Source organism: Nocardioides ungokensis, from assembly GCF_013466985.1.
GTDB lineage: Bacteria > Actinomycetota > Actinomycetes > Propionibacteriales > Nocardioidaceae > Nocardioides > Nocardioides ungokensis.
In genome coordinates this window covers 4,349,084-4,366,911 of record NZ_CP059164.1, presented here as the reverse complement: position 1 = coordinate 4,366,911, position 17,828 = coordinate 4,349,084, and the positions used below count along the sequence as shown (strand labels likewise).

The window sequence follows — 17,828 nt, the reverse complement described above, 5'->3', positions numbered from 1 at the left end:
TCACAGAATCCGACGGGTCGCCGTGACCCGTCTCGTGGGGGCCGGGGCCGTCCAGCAGCGTGGCGGCCCCGGCACCTCGTGTCACCGGTCGAGGAAGCGCTCCAGGCCGGCCAGGTCGTCGGTGTTGATCTGGTCCACCCCGACCTCGACGAGCTTCGACCACACCCGGTCGCGAGCCGGACCCGCCTGGTCGGGGGTGGCCCAGAAGCGCAGCCGGTACCCCTGCTGGTGCGCCCGCGCCACGATGTCGCGCAGCCTCTGCTCCTCGGCCGCGGGCATCGGGCCGTTGCCGTCCCAGGTGAAGGTGTTCGTCCAGTTGTCGCTGACCAGCGGCATGAACGACGCCGGCGTCCCGGAGGACAGGTCGCCGAGCCGGCCGTCGTACCCGGCGTACCTGGTGGGTTCGGCGAGCATCGCCGCGCGGTCCCGGTTGCCGCTGATGACCGCGGTGACCGCGCCCTTGTCGGAGCTGTCGGCCGTGAAGGTCGTCATCAGGCCGGGGTGCTCACGCAGCACCTCGTCGATGGCCGCCCAGGTCGGGCCGGCATCGGACTTCACGTCGATGAGGAGCTGGAAGTTGCCGTTCCACCCCGGGTACTCCGTGCCGCCGTCCATCTTCCGGCGGGCCTCCAGGGGCGAGAGGTAGAGGCTCTCGAGCGTGCGGCCGGCCACCACCTGGTCGCGGTCGTGGGCGACCAGCAGCTGGCCGTCCACGAGCCAGACGTCCGCCTCCACGCTGGCGAAGCCGTGGTCGAGCGCGTCCTGCAGCGGGTGCTGGTGCTCGTAGTCGTTGTGCGCGTGGGCCCGCTGCAGCGGCTCGGCCTGGGAGGCGGTGTCGTACGCCCTCGGGAGCGCGAAGCCACGGTCGGCGAGGACGCCGCGGAGCCGGTCCGGGTAGTCGGTGATCAGGCCGTCGACGCCGTCGTCGATGAGCTTGTTCATCGTCGGCTCGTCGTCGACCGTCCACGGGATGACCGTGATCCCGAGCCCGTGCGCCTCGTCGACCATCGACTTCGTGACGTAGGGCTTGTAGTCGGGGTCGGTGACCTTGCCGTTCTGCGGGAAGCCGTGGACGGGGGAGAACGACGAGGCGCCGAAGCTGTCGATCGCCTTGAGCGGGTCCCCGCCGAAGTCGTCGATGTCGAGGCCGCCGAGCCACGGGGACTTGCCGGGCTGGCCGGTCTGGAGGAAGTCGTAGTTCGTCAGGGCGACCAGCGGCAGCCGCGGGTCCACCTGCTTCATGCGCATCAGGGAGCCCCAGTCGAAGCTCTGGATCGTCACCTGACGGGCGATGTCGGCAGCCCGGATCTCGTGATCGATGACCTGCACGAACTGCTCGCGCGGCGCGGTCTCGCTGGGAGCGCCCGCCTCGACCTTGCTCTCCACGTTGAGCTTGACCGAGTCCGCGTCGTAGGCCTTCACCAGGTCGAACACCTCGCTCAGCAGCGGCATCCGCTCTCCGGGCGAGGCCTGCTGCTGCGGGAAGTCCGACAGCGTCTGGCTGCCGCAGTCGAGCGTGCGGACCTGGGCGAGGGTGAGGGTGTCGACGTACTTGCCGACGTAGGGGTACTCGGGGTCACCGGGGGTGGCCGGGTGGGTGTCCTGGCACTTGGAGCCGTTGACCTGGCGGTCGTGGGTGACCACGGCCTGGCCGTCCTGGGTGATCTGGACGTCGAGCTCGAGGGTGCTGACCCCCAGGCGGATCGCGCGGTCGAAGGACGCCAACGTGTTCTCGACCGTCAGGCCGATGCCGCCGCGGTGGGCCTGCAGGTCGAAGGTGGGTCGGGTCTGGGAGGTGGAGGCCGCCTGGGCGGGGGCCGGTTGGACGGGCACGGTCGCGACGACCGCGCCGAGGAGGAGGGCGAGGCCGCCCGTGATGTTCCGAGTCATCATGCGGCAGAGCCTGCGCAGCACGCCGTACGCCGCGGTGAACGGCGTACGGCGTGCGCGCGACCGGTGTGAGGCGGCTCGTTCCGGGTGCCCGGACAGCGGCCCGGGTGGTCAGGGCTGGATCAGCAGCGCGTCGCCGACCGGTCGTTCGCCGGTCGCGTCGGAGGGGTGGTTGATGACCTGCCCGTCCGCGACCATGGTGGTCGAGCCGCCCCCGTCGAGGTTGATCGCGTCGACGACGCCGAGCGATCGCGCCACGTCGGCGGCCTCGGGGATCGAGAGGCCGAGGTCCTGCGTGGAGCGGCCGTCGACGGTGACCAGCACCGTGCGCCCCTGCGCGTCGACGCCGGCGAGGGTGCGCGGGTTGCGCTTCACGAACCAGCCGTAGGCGAAGCTCGGGTCGCCCGGGTGCACGAAGCCGTCGCGGCGCTGGGTGATGTCGACCCGGCCGTCGCGGACCAGCTGCGGTCCGCCGTTGCTGACCGTGGTGCCCCTCGGCGTGGCGAGCGGGGAGCCGCCGGCCTCGAGGCGGGCGCGCACCGGGATCTCGTCGCCGACCTGGACCCCGTCGAGGAGCGCGGTGTCGTCACCCGTGGCCTGGAGAGACGTCTGCCCCGGGGCGAGCGTCGTGCCCCGGCTCTCGTGCACGGCGGTCACCACCCCGTGCTCGAGCACCACCTCACGCCCGTCGCCGGAGGGGGTGCCCTGCCCGTAGTCGGGCGTGAACGCCACCAGCTCGCTGCCGTCGGTGCAGGTGAGGTCGTGGAGCGGGAGGTCCGTGGGGCTGTCGGTCGCGTCGCCGCCGCAGTTGCGCACCAGGCCGGGGACCCGGTCGATGCCGTCGAGCCGGGTCGCCCGGCCGCCGATGGTGGCCACCCCGGCCCACGTCAGCCGGCGTACGGCGCTGCCCCGGGCGTTGTCGTGCAGCACCAGCGCGGGGCGACCGTTCGTCGACTCCGACAGAACGCGGCCGTCGTAGACGCCGGCGCCGGCCGGGTCACCGGGCGCCCCGGAGGCGGGGTCCAGCACGAAGAACCCGGCGTTCACCCCGGCCGTGGCTCCGGCTGCCTGGGCGAGCTGCGACGTGGTCTCCCGGCGGTAGAGGTCGGGGCCGAAGGAGCCGTCGAGCCGCCCGGTGAACGTCTTCGGATCGATGCGCAGCACGTCCACGTGCCAGGGGCCGCGGTCGGAGGAGTCGCCGTCCCAGCCGGTGTAGACGCTGCTCGCGGTCTCGCCCGCCCGGGCCAGGCGCTCCTTCCCGGCGTCGGCCGCGGCCTGGTTGGGGTAGTTGCCGACGCGGACCCGGTAGCCCAGGGTGCCGGCGGGGACGTCCGCCGTCTCGGGCTGTCGGACCGCCTCCACCCGGGCGGTGAAGCCCTCGGACTGCAGTCGATCGGCCTCAGCCTGGGCGCTGTCGTGGTCGGAGAGCGAGCGCGGCGGTGCATCGGGGTCGGGCGAGGTCGTGGTCGCGGGGATGGCGATCTCGTTGGTCCAGAACAGGCTCGGGTCCGCCTCCCCGCGGTCGATGCGGGTCAGCGTGACGCCGGGCTGCAGCGTGGTCGTACGCCGTGACTCGGGCAGGCCGGCGGGGCCCAGGTCCAGCGGTTGCGGGGAGCCGCTCGGACTCGCGGACGAGGCGACCTGGTCGGGCGCCGCGAGCGCCACGGGCGGGGCCGCCGTTGTCGCCGCGGCGGCGAGGCCGACCAGGGCGATCGAGAAGCGTCGTACTCGGGCAGGGACGGGTGAGGGAGCACTCATCCGACCGACCGTAGGGGCCGCGGCTACGTGCGCGGAACCCCCGGGCGTCCGCAGGGTGAACGGCTAGACGTAGAAGTTGTCGTGCTCCTCGAAGAACGCCTGCAGCTCCTCCCTGCCCGGTTGCCAACGACCCTCGGCGAGCTCGACGAGCCCCTCGAAGTACGCCTCCCGGGGCGCTCCCGGCGTGAACAGGATGAGCAACGAGGCCGGCTCCCCGGACTCGTTGCGGAAGCCGTGCAGGCCGCCCTCCGGCACGTAGGCGAAGTCGCCGGGGCGCGAGTCGACCCAGTCGGTGCCGTCGAACAGCCGCACCGTGCCTGACAGCACGAAGAACGACTCGCTGATCGTGCGGTGGAAGTGCGCGTTGGCGCCACCCGGCTCCGGCCCCATGTCCCAGCGGTAGAGCCCGAACCGGCCCCCGGTCGTGGCGCCGGTCGCGAGGTAGCTCGCCGCGCCGCCGCCGGGACGGGGCAGCTCGGGCGGGGTGTCGACCGGGCGGAAGCGCGCGGTGACCTCACCGCCACTGCCGAGGTACGACGGCTCGGGGTAGGACATGGCAGGACGCTACGCCCCGGGGCGGGACCGCTTCATCGCCCGAAACTGGGTACCTCAGGGCGCCGGACGGGCGGGCGAGTACGTCATCCGCCCGATGTGCCGGCCCCGTCTTACGACGACTCTCGAGGACATGAACCCCCTCACCGTGAACCCCGCCATCGCCCTCGACCACGCCCGCCGCGCCAACGCCGAGGCGGTCCGGACCGCCGAGCGGCACCGCCGTGAGCACGCGCTCCGCGAAGCAGATCCGCGGCGTACGGACCCGCGACCGCCGTGGTGGCGTCGGTGGACTCCCCGCCCGCCGGATCCCAGGCGAACCGGAACTACGGGTCCTGCGTCCCTTCCGGCATGACCATCCGCCCGGCATGATCTCCCCACCGAGACACAGCAGGGGGAGCAGATGACCACCGTCAACGGCTCGATGGCCACCGATCGACCCGAGCGCTACGCCAAGCAGCTCGTCAGCCACTGGTCCGAGCGCGGGCCCGTCTCGACCGAGGAAGGGGTGACCGTGCAGCGGTGGAACACCGGCCAGGTGCTGGTGCTCCGCCCCGTCGACGGCTCCCTCGAGGTCGAGGTCACGGTGCCCGAGGGGGACGACGCCGCGCGGTTCGCGCAGGTCGTCAAGGCCCACCTCGAGCGCTTCGGCCAGCGCGAGGAGCTGAACGTCGTCTGGCACCTGTGAGGGCGACGGGCACAATGCCACGGTGAGCACCGCCGTGGACTATGCCTGGTTCGTCGCCGGGCTGATGGCCATGACGGGCCTCACGCTGCTGCTCGGCCGCTGGGCCGGCGTCGGGCTCGGGCTCTTCCCGCTCTGGGCGATCGGACGCGCCGTCGTCCAGCTGACCGTCATCGCCCTGCTCCTGCGGGGCATCCTCAGCGTCCCGTGGACGGTGGCAGGCTTCATCCTGCTGATGCTGACCACCGCCTCCTGGACGGCGATGGGCCGCCTGCGCGAGCTGTGGCACGGACGGCGTACGGCGGTCCTCGGGGTGCTCGCCGGAGCGCTGCTGACGCTGGTGGTGATCTTCGGGCTGCGGCTCGTCGACCTCCAGGTGCGCTACCTGGTCGCGGTCGGCGGCATCATCATCGGCAACTCGATGTCGGCCGCCACCCTGGCCGGACGGAACTTCCTGCGTGGCTCCCGGGCCCGCAAGGACGAGATCGAGGCGTGGCTCTCGCTCGGGGCCACGCCGGCGCAGGCGCACGAGGCGATCGGCCGGGAGGCGGTCCGCGAGTCGCTGCTGCCCACGCTCGACCAGACCAAGTCCACCGGCCTGGTCACCCTGCCGGGCGCCTTCGTCGGCGCGCTGTTCGGTGGGGCCAGCCCCGCGACCGCGGCCCAGTTCCAGCTCGTCGTGCTGGCCGGCATCGCCCTGACCATGACCGTCACCGGCATCGTCGTCACCCGCCTGGCCGGGCGCACGCCGTACGTCGTCACTGGCGCCTAGGGTCGGTCCATGTCCGACGACGTGCAGAACCGCCTGGCCGAGCTCTGGCCGCCCTTCGGCCTGGTCGTGACCGCGGGACCGCTCGAGCTGCGCCCGATCCGGGACGTGGACATCCCGGACGTCGCCGAGCTGGCCGCAGCGGGCATCCACCCGCCCGAGCAGATGCCGTTCTCGGTCCCGTGGACGGACGTTCCCGCCGCCGAGCTGGGGCGCGCCTGTGCCCTCTACTACTGGCGAACCCGCGCGGACCTCACCCCGGCTAGGTGGGAGCTGCAGTTCGTGGTGCGCCACGACGGGGAGCTCGTCGGTGTCCAAGGCATCAGCGCGATCGACTTCCCGGTCACCCGCAGCACCGAGAGCGGCTCGTGGCTCGGGCAGCGCCACCAGGGCCGAGGGATCGGGACGTTGATGCGGCAGACCGTGTGCGCGTTCGCCTTCGACCACCTCGGGGCCGCGGAGGTGACCTCCGGGGCCTGGTCGGACAACCCGGCGTCCCTCGCGGTCAGCCGGAAGGTCGGCTACGTCGCCAACGGCAGCCGTCGCCTCGAGCGCCGCGGCCGGCTCGCGACCATGCACGACCTCGTGCTGCGGCCCGACCGGTTCGTACGGCCCCCGCACCCGCTGACCGTGCACGGGCTCGACGGCGTGCGCCGCCTGCTGGGGCTGGACGGGTAGCCGCATCGACCCGGGAGGTCCGCTCCACAGCAAAGTGCGGCAGGGTGGGTGGGGTGACCCATGCGCAGGACCCCACCGACTGGCTGCTCACGCAGGCCGAGCGAGGCAATCCCAGGACCCGGCTCGACGACGTGCACCCGGGGGACCGGGCCTGGTCCGAGGGCAACCTGGTCCGCCCGCTGATCCACGGGGCGACGTACTTCGCCGAGCTCCACGAGCGCCTCGAGGCGACGCGCGCGGGCGATCTGGTCCTCTTCACCGACTGGCAGGGGGACTTCGACGAGCGGCTCACCGGCGAGCCCGGCAGCGAGGTCGGCGAGGTGCTCTGCCGCGCCGACGAGCGCGGCGTGGACGTCCGCGGCCTGGTCTGGCGCTCGCACTCGGAGGCCTTCGGCTTCACCTCGCAGGAGAACCGCCACCTCGGCGAGAAGCTCCAGGCCCGCGGGGCCGAGGCGCTGCTCGACATGCGGGTGCGGGCCGGCGGCTCCCACCACCAGAAGATGGTGGTGATCCGGCACCGCGACGACCCGACGCGCGACATCGCCTTCGTGGGCGGCATCGACCTGTGCCACTCGCGCCGAGACGACGCGGACCACCACGGCGACCCGCAGGCGATGGAGCTGGCGAAGGAGTACGGCGACACCCCGCCCTGGCACGACATCCAGGCCGCGATCACCGGGCCTGCCGTGCACGACGTGGAGACGGTCTTCCGCGAGCGCTGGGAGGACCCGACCCCGCTGAGCCGCAGTCCGCTGCGCTACCTCAAGGACCGGGTGGGAGGCCTCGACCTGAGCCCGGACCCGATGCCCGAGCAGGCACCCCCGCCCCCGGCGGTCGAGGGCGGCACGCACGCCGTCCAGCTACTGCGGACCTACCCGGACCTGCGCCTGGACCGCGACTACCCCTTCGCCAACGGAGGGGAGCGCAGCGTGGCCCGCGGCTACACCAAGGCCGTGGGCCGGGCCCGGAGGCTGGTCTACCTCGAGGACCAGTACCTCTGGGGACACCACATCGGCAACGTCTTCACCCAGGCGCTGCGCGACAACCCCGGCCTGCACGTGGTCGCGGTGGTCCCGCTCCACCCCGACCTCGACGGGGCCTTCTCCCGCACCCCGCAGCTGCTGGGCCGGCGCCGGGCGATGCTGGAGATGATGGGTGCCGCGCCGGACCGGGTGGCCGTCTTCGGGATCGAGAACCACGCCGGCACGCCCGTCTACGTGCACGCCAAGTGCTGCGTGGTCGACGACACCTGGGCCACCATCGGCTCCGACAACTTCAACCGGCGCTCGTGGACCCACGACTCCGAGCTGTCCGCCGTGGTGGTCGACCAGGGGCCGGACCCGCACGCCTACGCCCGCCGGCTGCGGCTCACGCTCGCCGCGGAGCACCTGGACCGGGTCGTCGACGACCCCGACTCCCTGCTGGACGTGATGGGCGACTGCATCGAGCCCGAGGGCCTCTTCGCGGCGTACGCCGACGCCGCGGCCGACCTCGACCGCTGGCACGACTCCGGCCGGGTCGGCCCCCGGCCCCCGGGGCGCCTGCGTCGGCTCCAGCCGCCGGAGCTGGGCTCCGTGGCCCGGACGCTCGCGCTCCCGGCGTACCTCACCCTGCACGACCCCGACGGCCGTCCCCGGAGCCTGCGGAAGACCGACCGCTTCTGACCATAGGCTTCTGCCATGGGCCAGGTGAGCTGCACGGTGGAGAACGGCGTCGCTCAGGTCCGGCTCGACCGGCCGGACAAGCTGAACGCGCTGACCCTGGAGATCCTCGACGAGCTGGTGGCCACGGCGCACCGGCTGCGGCGCGACCGGACGCTGCGTGCCGTGGTGGTCGCCGGCGAGGGTGACGCGTTCTGCGCGGGGCTCGACTTCGGGTCGGTGCTCCGGCAGCCGGCGAAGATCGTGACCAGCTTCGTGCCCCGGCCCTGGCGGGGGACCAACACGTTCCAGGAGGCCTGCTGGGCCTGGCGTCGGCTGCCGGTCCCGGTCGTCGCGGCGGTGCACGGGCACTGCCTCGGCGGTGGCCTGCAGATCGCGCTGGCCGCCGACTTCCGCTTCGCGACCCCGGACTCGCGCTGGTCGGTGCTCGAGGGCAGGTGGGGGATCATCCCCGACATGTCGGGCATCCGCAGCCTGGCGCAGCTGGTCGGCATCGACACCGCCAAGCGGCTCACGATGACCGCCGAGACCATCACCGGCGAGCGGGCGCACGAGCTGGGGCTCGTCACCGGGCTCGCCGACGACCCGTTGTCCGCGGCCGCCGAGCTCGTCGACCAGCTGCTGGTCCGCTCACCCGACCAGCTCGCCGCCGCGAAGCGGCTCTTCGACGACACCTGGACCGCGAGCGCGCGGCGTACGTTCGCCCGGGAGCGGATCGAGCAGGCGCGCCTGCTGGCCGCGCGCAACACCAAGGTCGCCCGGGAGGCGGCTTTCCGCAAGGTCGCCCCGGCGTTCGGGCCCCGGGGTCGATGAGGTTCCAGCGCTCGCTCACCCTGCTGGGGGTGGGCCTGCTCTGGCTCGCGCTCGGGCCGTGGGTGCTGCCGGCGGCGCTGGCGACGCTGCTCGTTCCCCGGGTGCGGGCGTGGATGCGGCCGACGTGGCGGGCGGTGGCCGCCGTGGCCGCCGCGGTGCTGGCGCTGGCAGGCCTCGTCTGGCTGGTCCCGGACGGCTGGCTGCCGATCCCGCCGGGTCCCGGCGCCCTGGTCACTCCCGGGTACGTCGGCCGGCCGGCCGCCGTGCGCCCGATCCGGATGGAGGTGCCGCAGCAGCCACACCTGGCCGCCAACGGCACCGGCTCGGTGCACGACGACGCCTGGGCGACCGACACCTACCCCTGGTCCGGCCCGCTGGGGGAGTCGCCCGGGGTGGACACGTCATGGTTCGGCCTGGAGGAGTGCGCGGGCCTCGCCGTCGACTCCCACGACCGGCTGGTCGGGCTCTGCGGGGACCTGCACGGTCGGTCCCTGCACGTGATCGACCCCGACTCGATGAACCCGGTCGCGACCAAGGAGCTCCCGGGTAGCGGCGACACCGGCACCGGGTCGAGCGAGGACCTGTGCGCCGGCGGCTACTTCTTCCTCGACGACCGGGACCGCGCGGTCGTCGCCACCACTGACCGGCGGGTGCTCGTCGTCGCCACGTCCGACGCCGACGGCGACCCCGACCTGACGACCGAGGCGAGCTACGACCTCACCTCGCAGGTGCCCGACCACGACTGCCTGGTCGCGCTGATGCCGGACCGGGACGGTCGCATCTGGTGGACCACGCAGCAGGGCCGGGTCGGGACCATCGACCAGTCGTCGGGGCGGGTGCGCGTGCTCGACCTCGGCGAGGAGATCGCGAACTCCTTCGCCGTCGACGGGAACGATGCCTACGTCGTCACGACCCACGCCCTCTACCGACTCGACGTGGGCCCCTCCGGCCGACCGGCGGTGACCTGGCGGACGGCGTACGACCGGGGCAGCGAGCAGAAGTCCGGCCAGCTCAGCCGGGGCAGCGGCACCACGCCGACCCTGCTGCCCGGCGGCCTGGTCGCGATCACCGACAACGCCGACCCGCGGATGGACGTGGTGTTCTACCGGACCGACAGCGGCGACGAGGTCTGCCGGTCGGCCGTGTTCGGCGACGACGAGAGCGCCACCGAGAGCTCCCTGGTCTCGGTCGGCACCGGCGTCATCGTGGAGAACAACCACGGCTACGGCGGCCCGCTCAGCACGGCGTTCGGGATGACCGCCGACGGCGGCCTGGCGCGGGTGGACGTGGCCGACGGGGACTGCTCGGTGCGGTGGACCTCCGACGAGGTGGCCCCCTCCTCGGTGCCCAAGCTGTCACGGGCCAACGGACTGCTCTACACCTACACCAAGCCGCACAGCTGGTGGGGCGCCAACGCGTGGTACCTCACCGCGATCGACGCACGCACCGGCCGGAGCGTCTTCAAGGTCCGCACCGGCCTCGGCGCGTTGATGAACAACCACCACTCCGCCGTCACCCTGACCCGCGACGGCTCGGCCTACGTCGGCACCGTGGGCGGGCTGGTGCGGGTGCGCGACCGCTCCACTCAGGGGTAGCGGACCCCGGTGGTGTCCTCGCTGATCTCCCAGAGCCGCCGCTGGGCGGCCTCGTCGTGGGAGAGCCGGGTGCTGGAGACGACGGCGGGGAGGCCGCGCTGCTCGGCCCAGCCGCTCGGGCCGCAGTACGTCGAGCCGGGCAGGTCGGCGGTCGCGGCCATCAGGGTGGGCCAGGCGCCCATGTCCGCCGGCTGCGAGATCGCCTTGATCCCGGCGTCGAGGATCGAGGCGAGGCCGCCGCTGGCCCGGCCGTACCGCCCGTTCGCGGCCAGGTGGGTGCCGGCGAAGCCGGGGTGCGCGGCGAGCGCCTTGACGGGCAGCTCCGCGCGCCGTGCGCGCCGGTCGAGCTCGTGGGTGAAGAGCAGGTTGGCGAGCTTGGAGCGCGCGTAGGTGGGCCAGCGCCGGTAGTGGCCCTCCGGTGCTCGCGGGTCGCCCAGCGGGGCCGACCTGGCCACCCGGTGCATCAGCGAGCTGACGGTGACCACGGTGGCGGCGTTGCTCGCGACCAGCTGCGGCAGCAGCAGCCCCGTCAGCAGGAACGGCCCGAAGTGGTTGGTGGCCATCTGCAGCTCGAGCCCGTCGACGGTGCGCTCGTAGGGCGTGCCCATCACGCCGGCGTTGTTGACCAGCACGTCGATCGGCCCGTACGCCGCGGCCTCCATCGCCGCGCGCCGGATCGACCCCTGGTCGGCCAGGTCGACGACCAGCAGCTCCAGCTCGGCCTTCGGCACCTCGTCGAGGATCGTCCGCTCGGTGTCGGCGAGGCGCCCGGGCGTGCGCCCGGCCAGCACCACGCGCGCGCCACGACGGGCGAGCTCGAGCGCGGTGTGGTGGCCCAGGCCGCCCAGCGTCGTGCCGGTGACCAGGACGGTGCGGCCGGCCTGGTCCGGGATGTCCTCGAGCCGCCAGGGGTCGGTGTGCGGGGTCATCAGGGCGTGACCGCGAGGGCGCCGAGGATCTGGCGGCCGAGCTCGTCGTCCCCGCTGACCTCGACCGACCCGGCTTCCGGCTCGCGTCGCCCGCCGGCGAGCACCACGAACGCCTCGCGCTCCAGCCGCAGGCACACGGTCGGGTCGTCCGGCAGGGTCGGCAGCGGCACGCCCCGGCCCGCGTCGGACACCGCGAAGGCCACCGGCGGCTGGCCGCCGACCTCGAGGACCGCGCTGGTGCCGGCCGGTGCGCCGACCCGCTTGGCGAGCACGACGCCGAGGCTCTCGGCCAGGTAGGCCGCGGTGTGGCGGGCACCGGCGGAGTCCATGCCGCCCGGCAGGTCGACGGCACGGCGGATGTCCTGCTCGTGCATCCACACGTCCAGCGGGCGGTTGCGCAGCAGCCGCTCCCAGTCCCACGGCACGCCGCCGAAGATCCGCTCCGGCTTGGCGGACCCGTCCGTGGGCGGGTCGGCCAGCAGCGCCGTGTGGCGGGCGGTGGCGGCCTCACGGATCTCGTTGATCAGCTCGTCGGGGATGCGCCCGCGCCGGGCGACCACGCCCTGCTCGGTGTAGAGGCCCATCAGGCCGGTCACGTGCTCGGGCTCGCCGACCTCGACGGTCTCCTCCGGGCTGCCGGCCAGCACCGACTCGAGGTGCGCGATGTGCGCGGCCACGGCGTGCACGTCCCAGCCGGGCAGGTCGGTCGGGGTGTCCCACTGGTCGGCGGGCACCTGCTCGAGCAGGTCGAGGAAGTCGTTGACCGACTGCCACCAGATGTCGACGTACTCCGCCAGCCGTTCCCGATCGGTCATGGGCGGCAGCCTAAGGGGGCCCCTCGCGGCCGTCAGCCCCCGGTCCGCGGACCGGCCTCGATGCGACGGCGGACCACGTCCAGGTCGTCGCGATGCGGGTCGAACGCCTCGACCCACCAGGTGGCGCCGACCTCGGCGTACGCCGCCAGCCGGTCGTCGTCGGGGACGTCCGGGCGCGACCAGACGAGCGCGTCGAAGGGCTCGTCTCCCCGGCCGTTCTCGAGACGCTCCTCCCGGACCACCTCGAGGCACGCGGCGTACTCCTTCGGCGTCGGCAGCGCGAAGCCCGGCCACAGCGGCACCACCCCGTCGTACCTCGCCGCCCGCCGCAGCGGGCGCCGGTGCGGCCAGCGTCCCGCGACCCAGACCGGCACGTGCGGCTGGACGGTGCCGGCGTGCAGCTCGACGTCGGTGACGCGGTACGCCGCCCCGGCGTGGCTGACCGGCCCGCCCTCCTCGAGCAGCCGCTGCAGCAGCCCCAGGGACTCGTCCAGCACGGCGGCGCGGTCGCGGGCCGGCGTGGGGTCGCCGACCGGCGCGAAGTCGATGTCGTCGCCGTTGCCTACGCCGAGCGTGAACCGGCCTCCGGAGAGCCGGTCGAGGCTGGCCACCTCGCGGGCGACCTTCCACGGTCGGCGCCGGGCCAGCGGCGTCACCAGCGGCCCGAACCGCACCCGACTGGTCGCGAGCGCGATCGCCGCCAGCGCCACGGTGGTGTCCGCCACCCCGCGGCCGACGGGGTCCCACAGGACGTGGTCCCAGCAGAAGAAGCCGTCCCACCCCGCGTCCTCCGCCGCCCGCGCCAGCTCGCCCAGGGTGCGGGCGTCGAAGTCGCCGAACGTCGGCACGCTGACGGCGGTCCTCAGGGTGTCGGGCACCGACGCAGCATAGGGCTCGCTCTGGCTGGTGGGACCTCGTCGGCCGCCTTGGCGGTACCCCGGACAATGGACAGGTGCGTGTACGTGCCCCCGAGCTCGCCGGCCGCGGCTGGCTGAACACCGACGGACCCCTCTCCCTGAAGGACCTGCGTGGTCGCGCGGTGCTGCTGGACTTCTGGACCTTCTGCTGCGTCAACTGCCTGCACGTCCTCGACGAGCTGCGCCCCGTCGAGGAGAAGTACTCCGACGAGCTGGTCGTCATCGGCGTCCACTCCCCGAAGTTCGTGCACGAGGCCGACCCGGTCGCGCTGGCGGCCGCGGTCGAGCGCTACTCGGTGCACCACGCGGTGCTCGACGACCCCGAGCTGGTGACGTGGCAGGCCTACACCGCGCGGGCCTGGCCGACGCTCGTGCTCATCGACCCGAGGGGTACGTCGTCGCGCAGTACGCCGGCGAGGGCCACGCCCACGCGATCGACGCGCTGCTCGGCGACCTGCTCGAGGAGCACCGGGCGAAGGGGACCCTCCAGCCCGGGGACTCGCCGTACGTCCCGCCCACGGTCGAGCCCACCGACCTCCGTTTCCCGGCCAAGGCGGTCCGCCTCGACGACGGGCACGTCCTCGTCGCGGACGCGGGCCACGACGAGGTGGTCGAGCTCGACGGAGACGACCGGGTGGTCCGCCGCTTCGGCGGCTTCAAGGAGCCCAACGGCCTCTGCCTGCTGCCGTCCGAGGTCGCGGCCGAGGTGGGGTACGACGTCGTGGTCGCCGACACCGTCCACCAGCTGCAGCTGCGCGGCATCGCGCTCGGCTCCGGTGAGGTCAGCGTGCTCGCCGGGGACGGCCACCAGTGGATGCAGGGCGAGGGGACCGACCGGCTGTCGAGCCCCTGGGACGTGACCTGGTGGCAGGACCGGGTGTGGGTCGCCATGGCCGGCATCCACCAGCTATGGACCTTCGACCCGCGCACCCGCACGGTCGAGGTGGCCGCCGGCACCACCAACGAGGGGCTGCTCGACGGCCCGGCGGCCGAGGCGTGGTTCGCCCAGACGTCCGGTCTGGCGCCCGCCGGTGACCGTCTCTGGATCGCCGACAGCGAGACGTCGTCGCTGCGCTGGGTCGACGGCGACGGCGTGCACACGGCGGTCGGCTCCGGGCTCTTCGAGTTCGGCTTCCGCGACGGGCCCGCCGACCGGGCCCTGCTCCAGCACCCGCTCGGCGTGACGGTGCTGCCCGACGGCAGCGTCGCGGTGTGCGACACCTACAACGGGGCGGTCCGGCGCTTCGACCCCGTCATCGGGGAGATGTCCACGCTGGCCACCGGGCTCGCCGAGCCGAGCGGTGCGTTCGTGGACACCGGCGCGGGGGAGACGGCGTACCTCGTCGTGGTCGAGTCCGGCGCCCACCGGCTGGCCCGGGTGCCGCTCGGGCCGCGGCCACCACCACCGACGGCTTCGCGCACACGACCCAGCGGCCGGTCACCGAGGTCGCGGCGGGTCTCGAGCTGGTGGTCGCCTTCCAGCCGCCGCCGGGCCAGAAGGTCGACGACAGGTTCGGCCCGCCCTCGCAGCTGGTCGTCGAGGCCACCCCGCCCGCCCTGATCCGCGACGGCGGTGGCCGTGGCACCGACCTGACCCGCACGATCACGCTCGACCCGGGTGTCGGCGAGGGCGTGCTGCACATCGCCGCCCGGGCCGCCTCGTGCGACGAGGACGGCGGCGAGGGCGCAGCCTGCCGGATGCACCAGCAGGACTGGGGCGTCCCGGTGCGCATCACCGAGGGCGGCGACCCGGAGCTCGTGCTGCCGCTCGGCGGCGCCGGCTGAGGCCGGCTCACCCCGTGGCGAGCCGCACCGCGACCGCCAGCATCACCACGCCGATCAGCACGTCGAGCACCTGCCACGCGCGCGGCGTGGCCAGCACCCGGCTGGCCGATCGGGCGCCGTAGCCGAGGCCGGTGAACCACAGCGCGCTGCCCAGGCACGCGCCGAGCGCGAACCACCACCGCCCGGTGCTGCCCTGGTGGTTGGCGACCGTGCCCAGCAGCAGCACCGTGTCGAGGTAGACGTGGGGGTTCAGCCAGGTCAGCGCGACGGCGCGCCCCACCACGGCCCGCGACGAGGTGGGCCCGCCGGCGGCGACCCGGAGCGACTCGGTCCGCCGGGCCCGCAGCAGCGAGCTCACGCCGTACCACCCGAGGAACGCGACGCCGAGCCAGCGCACCACGGTGAGCGCCCACGGGGCGTTCTCGACGACCGTGCCGATCCCCGCGACCCCGGCCACGATGAGCACCACGTCGGAGAGCGTGCACACGAGCACGACGGCGCCCACGTGGTCGCGCGCGAGGCCCTGGCGCAGCACGTAGGCGTTCTGCGCCCCGATCGCGACGATCAGGGACAGGCCGGTGACCAGTCCGGTCAGGGAGGCGTCGAGCACGGGGACACGCTAGGGCGTGCCCCGCCCGACGGCGTCAGTTGTAGTGGTGCTCCTCGACCCGCGTCCGCGAGCGCCGGCTCAGGGCCAGCGGCAGCAGCAGGGCGAGGACACCGACGACGACGCAGATCCAGCCGACGGTGTTGGTGGCGATGGCGTCGTCGACGGCCTGCGGCAGGTCCACCGCTCCCGTCACGAGGACGAGCCCGACGACGAGCAGGATGATGCCGGCTCCGAAACCCATGAGTGGCTCCTTGGTGGTCAGCGGCCGGAACGGCCGTCCCGGGGACACTGCCCCCGAACGCCGCCCCCGAAACTCGAGGGACCTGCCGGGGACGCTGACCTTCGCCCCGGACATGACTCGACCCGCCCGGTCCGTGGGACGCGAGCGGGTCGAGGCGTGAGGAGTCAGGTCAGAACGCCGACTCGTCGAGGTCCATCAGCGAGAGGTCGACCGCCGAGGCGATCGCCCGCTCGGCGGTGAGCCGCGGCAGGTTGGTGTGGGCGAAGAACTGCGCCGCCGCGACCTTGCCCTCGTAGAACGCCTTGTCCTTGCCGGAGATCGACGCAGTGTCGCCGTCCAACTTTGCCAGCGCGACCTCGGCCTGGCGCAGCAGCAGCCACGCGCAGACGACGTCGCCGAGCACCATCAGCAGGCGGGTGGTGTTGAGCCCGACCTTGTAGATGTTGCGCAGGTCGCCGCCCTCGGCGCTGGCGTCGGCCGACATCAGGTCGTTGATCATCGCACCGACGATGGCGTTGGCGTCGTCGAGGGCGGTGGCGAGCAGCTCGCGCTCGACCTTGAGGCGGCCGTTGCCGGCCTCGCTCTCGATGAACGCCGAGATCTCGCCGGCGAGGTGGCCCAGCGCCTTGCCCTGGTCCTTGACGATCTTGCGGAAGAAGAAGTCCTGGCCCTGGATCGCGGTGGTGCCCTCGTAGAGGGTGTCGATCTTGGCGTCGCGGACGTACTGCTCGAGCGGGTACTCCTGCAGGAAGCCGGAGCCGCCGAAGGTCTGCAGCGACTCGGTGCCCAGCAGCACCCAGGAGCGTTCGGAGCCGTAGCCCTTGACGATCGGCAGGAGCAGGTCGTTGACCTTCTCGGCCAGCTCGTCCCGCTCGCCCGCGTGCTCGGCCAGCATCACGCGGTCCTGCCAGGACGCGGTGTAGAGGACCAGGGCGCGCATGGCCTCGGCGAACGACTTCTGCACCATCAGCGAGCGACGTACGTCGGGGTGGTGGGTGATGGTGACGCGCGGTGCGGTCTTGTCCGCGGCCTGGCTGAGGTCGGCGCCCTGCACCCGCTCCTTGGCGAAGTCGAGCGCGTTGAGGTAGCCGGTCGACAGGGTCGCGATGGCCTTGGTGCCGACCATCATCCGCGCGTTCTCGATGACCTGGAACATCTGGGCGATGCCGTCGTGGACCTCGCCCAGCAGCCAGCCCTTGGCGGGCTCGCCGCCGCCGACGGCGGAGTCGCCGAAGGTCAGCTCGCAGGTGTTGGAGACCTTGATGCCCATCTTGTGCTCGACGTTGGTGACGTAGACGCCGTTGCGCTCCCCGGTCGGCTCGCCGGTCTCGTGGTCGAAGTGGATCTTCGGCACGATGAACAGCGAGAGGCCCTTGGTGCCGGGGCCGCCGGCGCCCTCGACGCCCACCGGGCGGGAGAGGACGAGGTGGATGATGTTCTCGCACAGGTCGGACTCGGCCGAGGTGATGAATCGCTTGACGCCCTCGATGTTCCACGAGCCGTCGTCGTTCGGGGTGGCCTTGGTGCGGCCGGCGCCGACGTCGGAGCCGGCGTCGGGCTCGGTGAGCACCATCGAGGTGTTCCAGCCGCGGTCGACGATGTGCTGTGCGATGCGCTTGTCACGGTCGTTGCCGTTGCGGTGCACGACACCGGCGAAGGCCGGGCCCGCGCGTACATCCAGATCGGCGCGTTGGCGCCGAGCACCATCTCGCCGATCGCCCAGACGAGGCTGGAGGGGGCCGGCGTGCCGCCGAGCTCCTCGGAGATCTGCAGGCGCCAGAACTCGGCGTCCATCCAGGCCTGGTAGCTCTTCTTGAACGACTCGGGGATCGGCGCCTCGTGGGTCTTCGGGTCGAAGACCGGCGGGTTGCGGTCGCCGTCCTCGTACGACGCGGCCAGGTCCTCGCGCGAGAGTCGGTCGACCTCGGCCAGCACCTCGCGGGCCGTCTCGCTGTCGACCTCCGCGAAGGGGCCGGTGCCCAGGACGTCGTCGCGACCGAGCACCTCGAACAGGTTGAACTCGATGTCACGCAGGTTGCTCTTGTAGTGGCTCACTGCTCCACCTTTTCCGGGATCGTGGCTTTGGCTCGGGGCCGGTCAGCCTCGTGCTACTGGCCGGTAACAAAATCA

16 protein-coding genes and 2 pseudogenes are annotated in these 17,828 nt (G+C 73.1%); 9 read left to right on the top strand and 9 right to left on the bottom strand.

Features of this window, described 5'->3' with window-relative positions; translation table 11 throughout:
- Window positions 1-81 precede the first annotated feature (81 nt).
- The 3 genes from H0S67_RS21640 to H0S67_RS21630 form a co-directional block, all read right to left on the bottom strand.
- Entirely contained in the window at window positions 82-1,893 is a 1,812-nt protein-coding gene (locus tag H0S67_RS21640) for a glycerophosphodiester phosphodiesterase family protein (protein WP_246354950.1), read from the bottom strand.
- A 108-nt stretch (window positions 1,894-2,001) separates the two neighbouring features.
- The gene (locus H0S67_RS21635) at window positions 2,002-3,648 is read right to left on the bottom strand and encodes a phosphodiester glycosidase family protein (RefSeq protein WP_180934729.1); all 1,647 of its coding nucleotides are present in this window, start codon (window positions 3,646-3,648) and stop codon (window positions 2,002-2,004) included.
- A 63-nt stretch (window positions 3,649-3,711) separates the two neighbouring features.
- Window positions 3,712-4,203 carry a cupin domain-containing protein gene (locus H0S67_RS21630; RefSeq protein ID WP_180934728.1) on the bottom strand — a complete coding sequence of 164 codons (492 nt, stop codon included), beginning with the start codon at window positions 4,201-4,203 and terminating at the stop codon, window positions 3,712-3,714.
- Between the two features lie 400 nt (window positions 4,204-4,603).
- Between H0S67_RS21630 and H0S67_RS21625 the strand changes: the two genes are divergently transcribed.
- The 6 genes from H0S67_RS21625 to H0S67_RS21600 are packed head-to-tail and all read left to right on the top strand — an operon-like array spanning window position 4,604 to window position 10,401.
- Window positions 4,604-4,888: a DUF2218 domain-containing protein gene (locus H0S67_RS21625; protein WP_180934727.1), complete on the top strand. Its 285-nt coding sequence runs from the start codon at window positions 4,604-4,606 to the stop codon at window positions 4,886-4,888.
- Between the two features lie 22 nt (window positions 4,889-4,910).
- The gene (locus H0S67_RS21620; RefSeq protein ID WP_246354949.1) at window positions 4,911-5,657 is read left to right on the top strand and encodes an ABC transporter permease; all 747 of its coding nucleotides are present in this window, start codon (window positions 4,911-4,913) and stop codon (window positions 5,655-5,657) included.
- A gap of 9 nt (window positions 5,658-5,666) precedes the next feature.
- The gene (locus tag H0S67_RS21615; RefSeq protein ID WP_180934726.1) at window positions 5,667-6,332 is read left to right on the top strand and encodes a GNAT family N-acetyltransferase; all 666 of its coding nucleotides are present in this window, start codon (window positions 5,667-5,669) and stop codon (window positions 6,330-6,332) included.
- A 53-nt stretch (window positions 6,333-6,385) separates the two neighbouring features.
- Window positions 6,386-7,996: a phospholipase D family protein gene (locus H0S67_RS27040; protein ID WP_180934725.1), complete on the top strand. Its 1,611-nt coding sequence runs from the start codon at window positions 6,386-6,388 to the stop codon at window positions 7,994-7,996.
- A gap of 15 nt (window positions 7,997-8,011) precedes the next feature.
- Window positions 8,012-8,806 carry a crotonase/enoyl-CoA hydratase family protein gene (locus H0S67_RS21605; RefSeq protein ID WP_180934724.1) on the top strand — a complete coding sequence of 265 codons (795 nt, stop codon included), beginning with the start codon at window positions 8,012-8,014 and terminating at the stop codon, window positions 8,804-8,806.
- The gene (locus tag H0S67_RS21600; RefSeq protein ID WP_180934723.1) at window positions 8,803-10,401 is read left to right on the top strand and encodes an SMP-30/gluconolactonase/LRE family protein; all 1,599 of its coding nucleotides are present in this window, start codon (window positions 8,803-8,805) and stop codon (window positions 10,399-10,401) included. The genes H0S67_RS21605 and H0S67_RS21600 overlap by 4 nt, the downstream gene beginning before the upstream one ends.
- Here H0S67_RS21600 and H0S67_RS21595 read toward each other — a convergent pair.
- Genes H0S67_RS21595 through H0S67_RS21585 form a run of 3 tightly spaced genes read right to left on the bottom strand, consistent with a single transcriptional unit; the run spans window position 10,392 to window position 13,023 of the window.
- The gene (locus H0S67_RS21595; RefSeq protein WP_180934722.1) at window positions 10,392-11,330 is read right to left on the bottom strand and encodes an oxidoreductase; all 939 of its coding nucleotides are present in this window, start codon (window positions 11,328-11,330) and stop codon (window positions 10,392-10,394) included. The two genes, H0S67_RS21600 and H0S67_RS21595, sit on opposite strands and share 10 nt — an antisense overlap.
- The gene (locus tag H0S67_RS21590; RefSeq protein ID WP_180934721.1) at window positions 11,330-12,145 is read right to left on the bottom strand and encodes a maleylpyruvate isomerase family mycothiol-dependent enzyme; all 816 of its coding nucleotides are present in this window, start codon (window positions 12,143-12,145) and stop codon (window positions 11,330-11,332) included. The genes H0S67_RS21595 and H0S67_RS21590 overlap by 1 nt, the downstream gene beginning before the upstream one ends.
- A gap of 32 nt (window positions 12,146-12,177) precedes the next feature.
- A complete protein-coding gene (locus tag H0S67_RS21585) occupies window positions 12,178-13,023 on the bottom strand; it encodes an LLM class flavin-dependent oxidoreductase (RefSeq protein WP_219635379.1) in 846 nt (281 codons plus the stop codon).
- A 74-nt stretch (window positions 13,024-13,097) separates the two neighbouring features.
- Here H0S67_RS21585 and H0S67_RS26190 point away from each other — a divergent pair.
- The 3 genes and pseudogenes from H0S67_RS26190 to H0S67_RS26185 form a co-directional block, all read left to right on the top strand.
- A pseudogene (locus H0S67_RS26190) lies at window positions 13,098-13,397 on the top strand (thioredoxin domain-containing protein); the annotation flags it as partial.
- Window positions 13,397-14,623: an NHL repeat-containing protein gene (locus H0S67_RS21580; protein WP_246354948.1), complete on the top strand. Its 1,227-nt coding sequence runs from the start codon at window positions 13,397-13,399 to the stop codon at window positions 14,621-14,623. The pseudogene H0S67_RS26190 and the gene H0S67_RS21580, both read left to right, overlap by 1 nt.
- Window positions 14,530-14,847, top strand: coding sequence for a hypothetical protein (locus H0S67_RS26185; RefSeq protein WP_246354947.1), 318 nt, complete (start codon window positions 14,530-14,532; stop codon window positions 14,845-14,847). Before H0S67_RS21580 ends, H0S67_RS26185 begins: the two co-directional genes overlap by 94 nt.
- A 7-nt stretch (window positions 14,848-14,854) precedes the next feature.
- On the opposite strand, the gene H0S67_RS21575 is transcribed toward H0S67_RS26185, so the two are convergent.
- From H0S67_RS21575 to H0S67_RS21565, 3 genes and pseudogenes are all read right to left on the bottom strand, one after another.
- The gene (locus H0S67_RS21575) at window positions 14,855-15,457 is read right to left on the bottom strand and encodes a LysE/ArgO family amino acid transporter (RefSeq protein WP_180934720.1); all 603 of its coding nucleotides are present in this window, start codon (window positions 15,455-15,457) and stop codon (window positions 14,855-14,857) included.
- A 34-nt stretch (window positions 15,458-15,491) separates the two neighbouring features.
- Window positions 15,492-15,698 (bottom strand): DUF6458 family protein, encoded by a 207-nt coding sequence (locus H0S67_RS21570; RefSeq protein ID WP_180934719.1) that lies wholly within the window; start codon window positions 15,696-15,698, stop codon window positions 15,492-15,494.
- A gap of 169 nt (window positions 15,699-15,867) precedes the next feature.
- Window positions 15,868-17,753, bottom strand: a pseudogene (locus tag H0S67_RS21565) (acyl-CoA dehydrogenase).
- Window positions 17,754-17,828 lie beyond the last annotated feature (75 nt).

Excerpts from the sequence above, each read along its gene's own strand:
- H0S67_RS21570 (WP_180934719.1), bottom strand. The coding sequence starts at position 15,698 with ATGGGTTTCGGAGCCGGCATCATCCTGCTCGTCGTCGGGCTCGTCCTC.
- H0S67_RS21595 (WP_180934722.1), bottom strand. The coding sequence starts at position 11,330 with ATGACCCCGCACACCGACCCCTGGCGGCTCGAGGACATCCCGGACCAG.
- H0S67_RS21625 (WP_180934727.1), top strand. The coding sequence starts at position 4,604 with ATGACCACCGTCAACGGCTCGATGGCCACCGATCGACCCGAGCGCTAC.
- H0S67_RS21615 (WP_180934726.1), top strand. The coding sequence starts at position 5,667 with ATGTCCGACGACGTGCAGAACCGCCTGGCCGAGCTCTGGCCGCCCTTC.
- H0S67_RS21640 (WP_246354950.1), bottom strand. The coding sequence starts at position 1,893 with ATGATGACTCGGAACATCACGGGCGGCCTCGCCCTCCTCCTCGGCGCG.
- H0S67_RS21635 (WP_180934729.1), bottom strand. The coding sequence starts at position 3,648 with ATGAGTGCTCCCTCACCCGTCCCTGCCCGAGTACGACGCTTCTCGATC.
- H0S67_RS21600 (WP_180934723.1), top strand. The coding sequence starts at position 8,803 with ATGAGGTTCCAGCGCTCGCTCACCCTGCTGGGGGTGGGCCTGCTCTGG.
- H0S67_RS21590 (WP_180934721.1), bottom strand. The coding sequence starts at position 12,145 with ATGACCGATCGGGAACGGCTGGCGGAGTACGTCGACATCTGGTGGCAG.
- H0S67_RS21630 (WP_180934728.1), bottom strand. The coding sequence starts at position 4,203 with ATGTCCTACCCCGAGCCGTCGTACCTCGGCAGTGGCGGTGAGGTCACC.
- H0S67_RS21605 (WP_180934724.1), top strand. The coding sequence starts at position 8,012 with ATGGGCCAGGTGAGCTGCACGGTGGAGAACGGCGTCGCTCAGGTCCGG.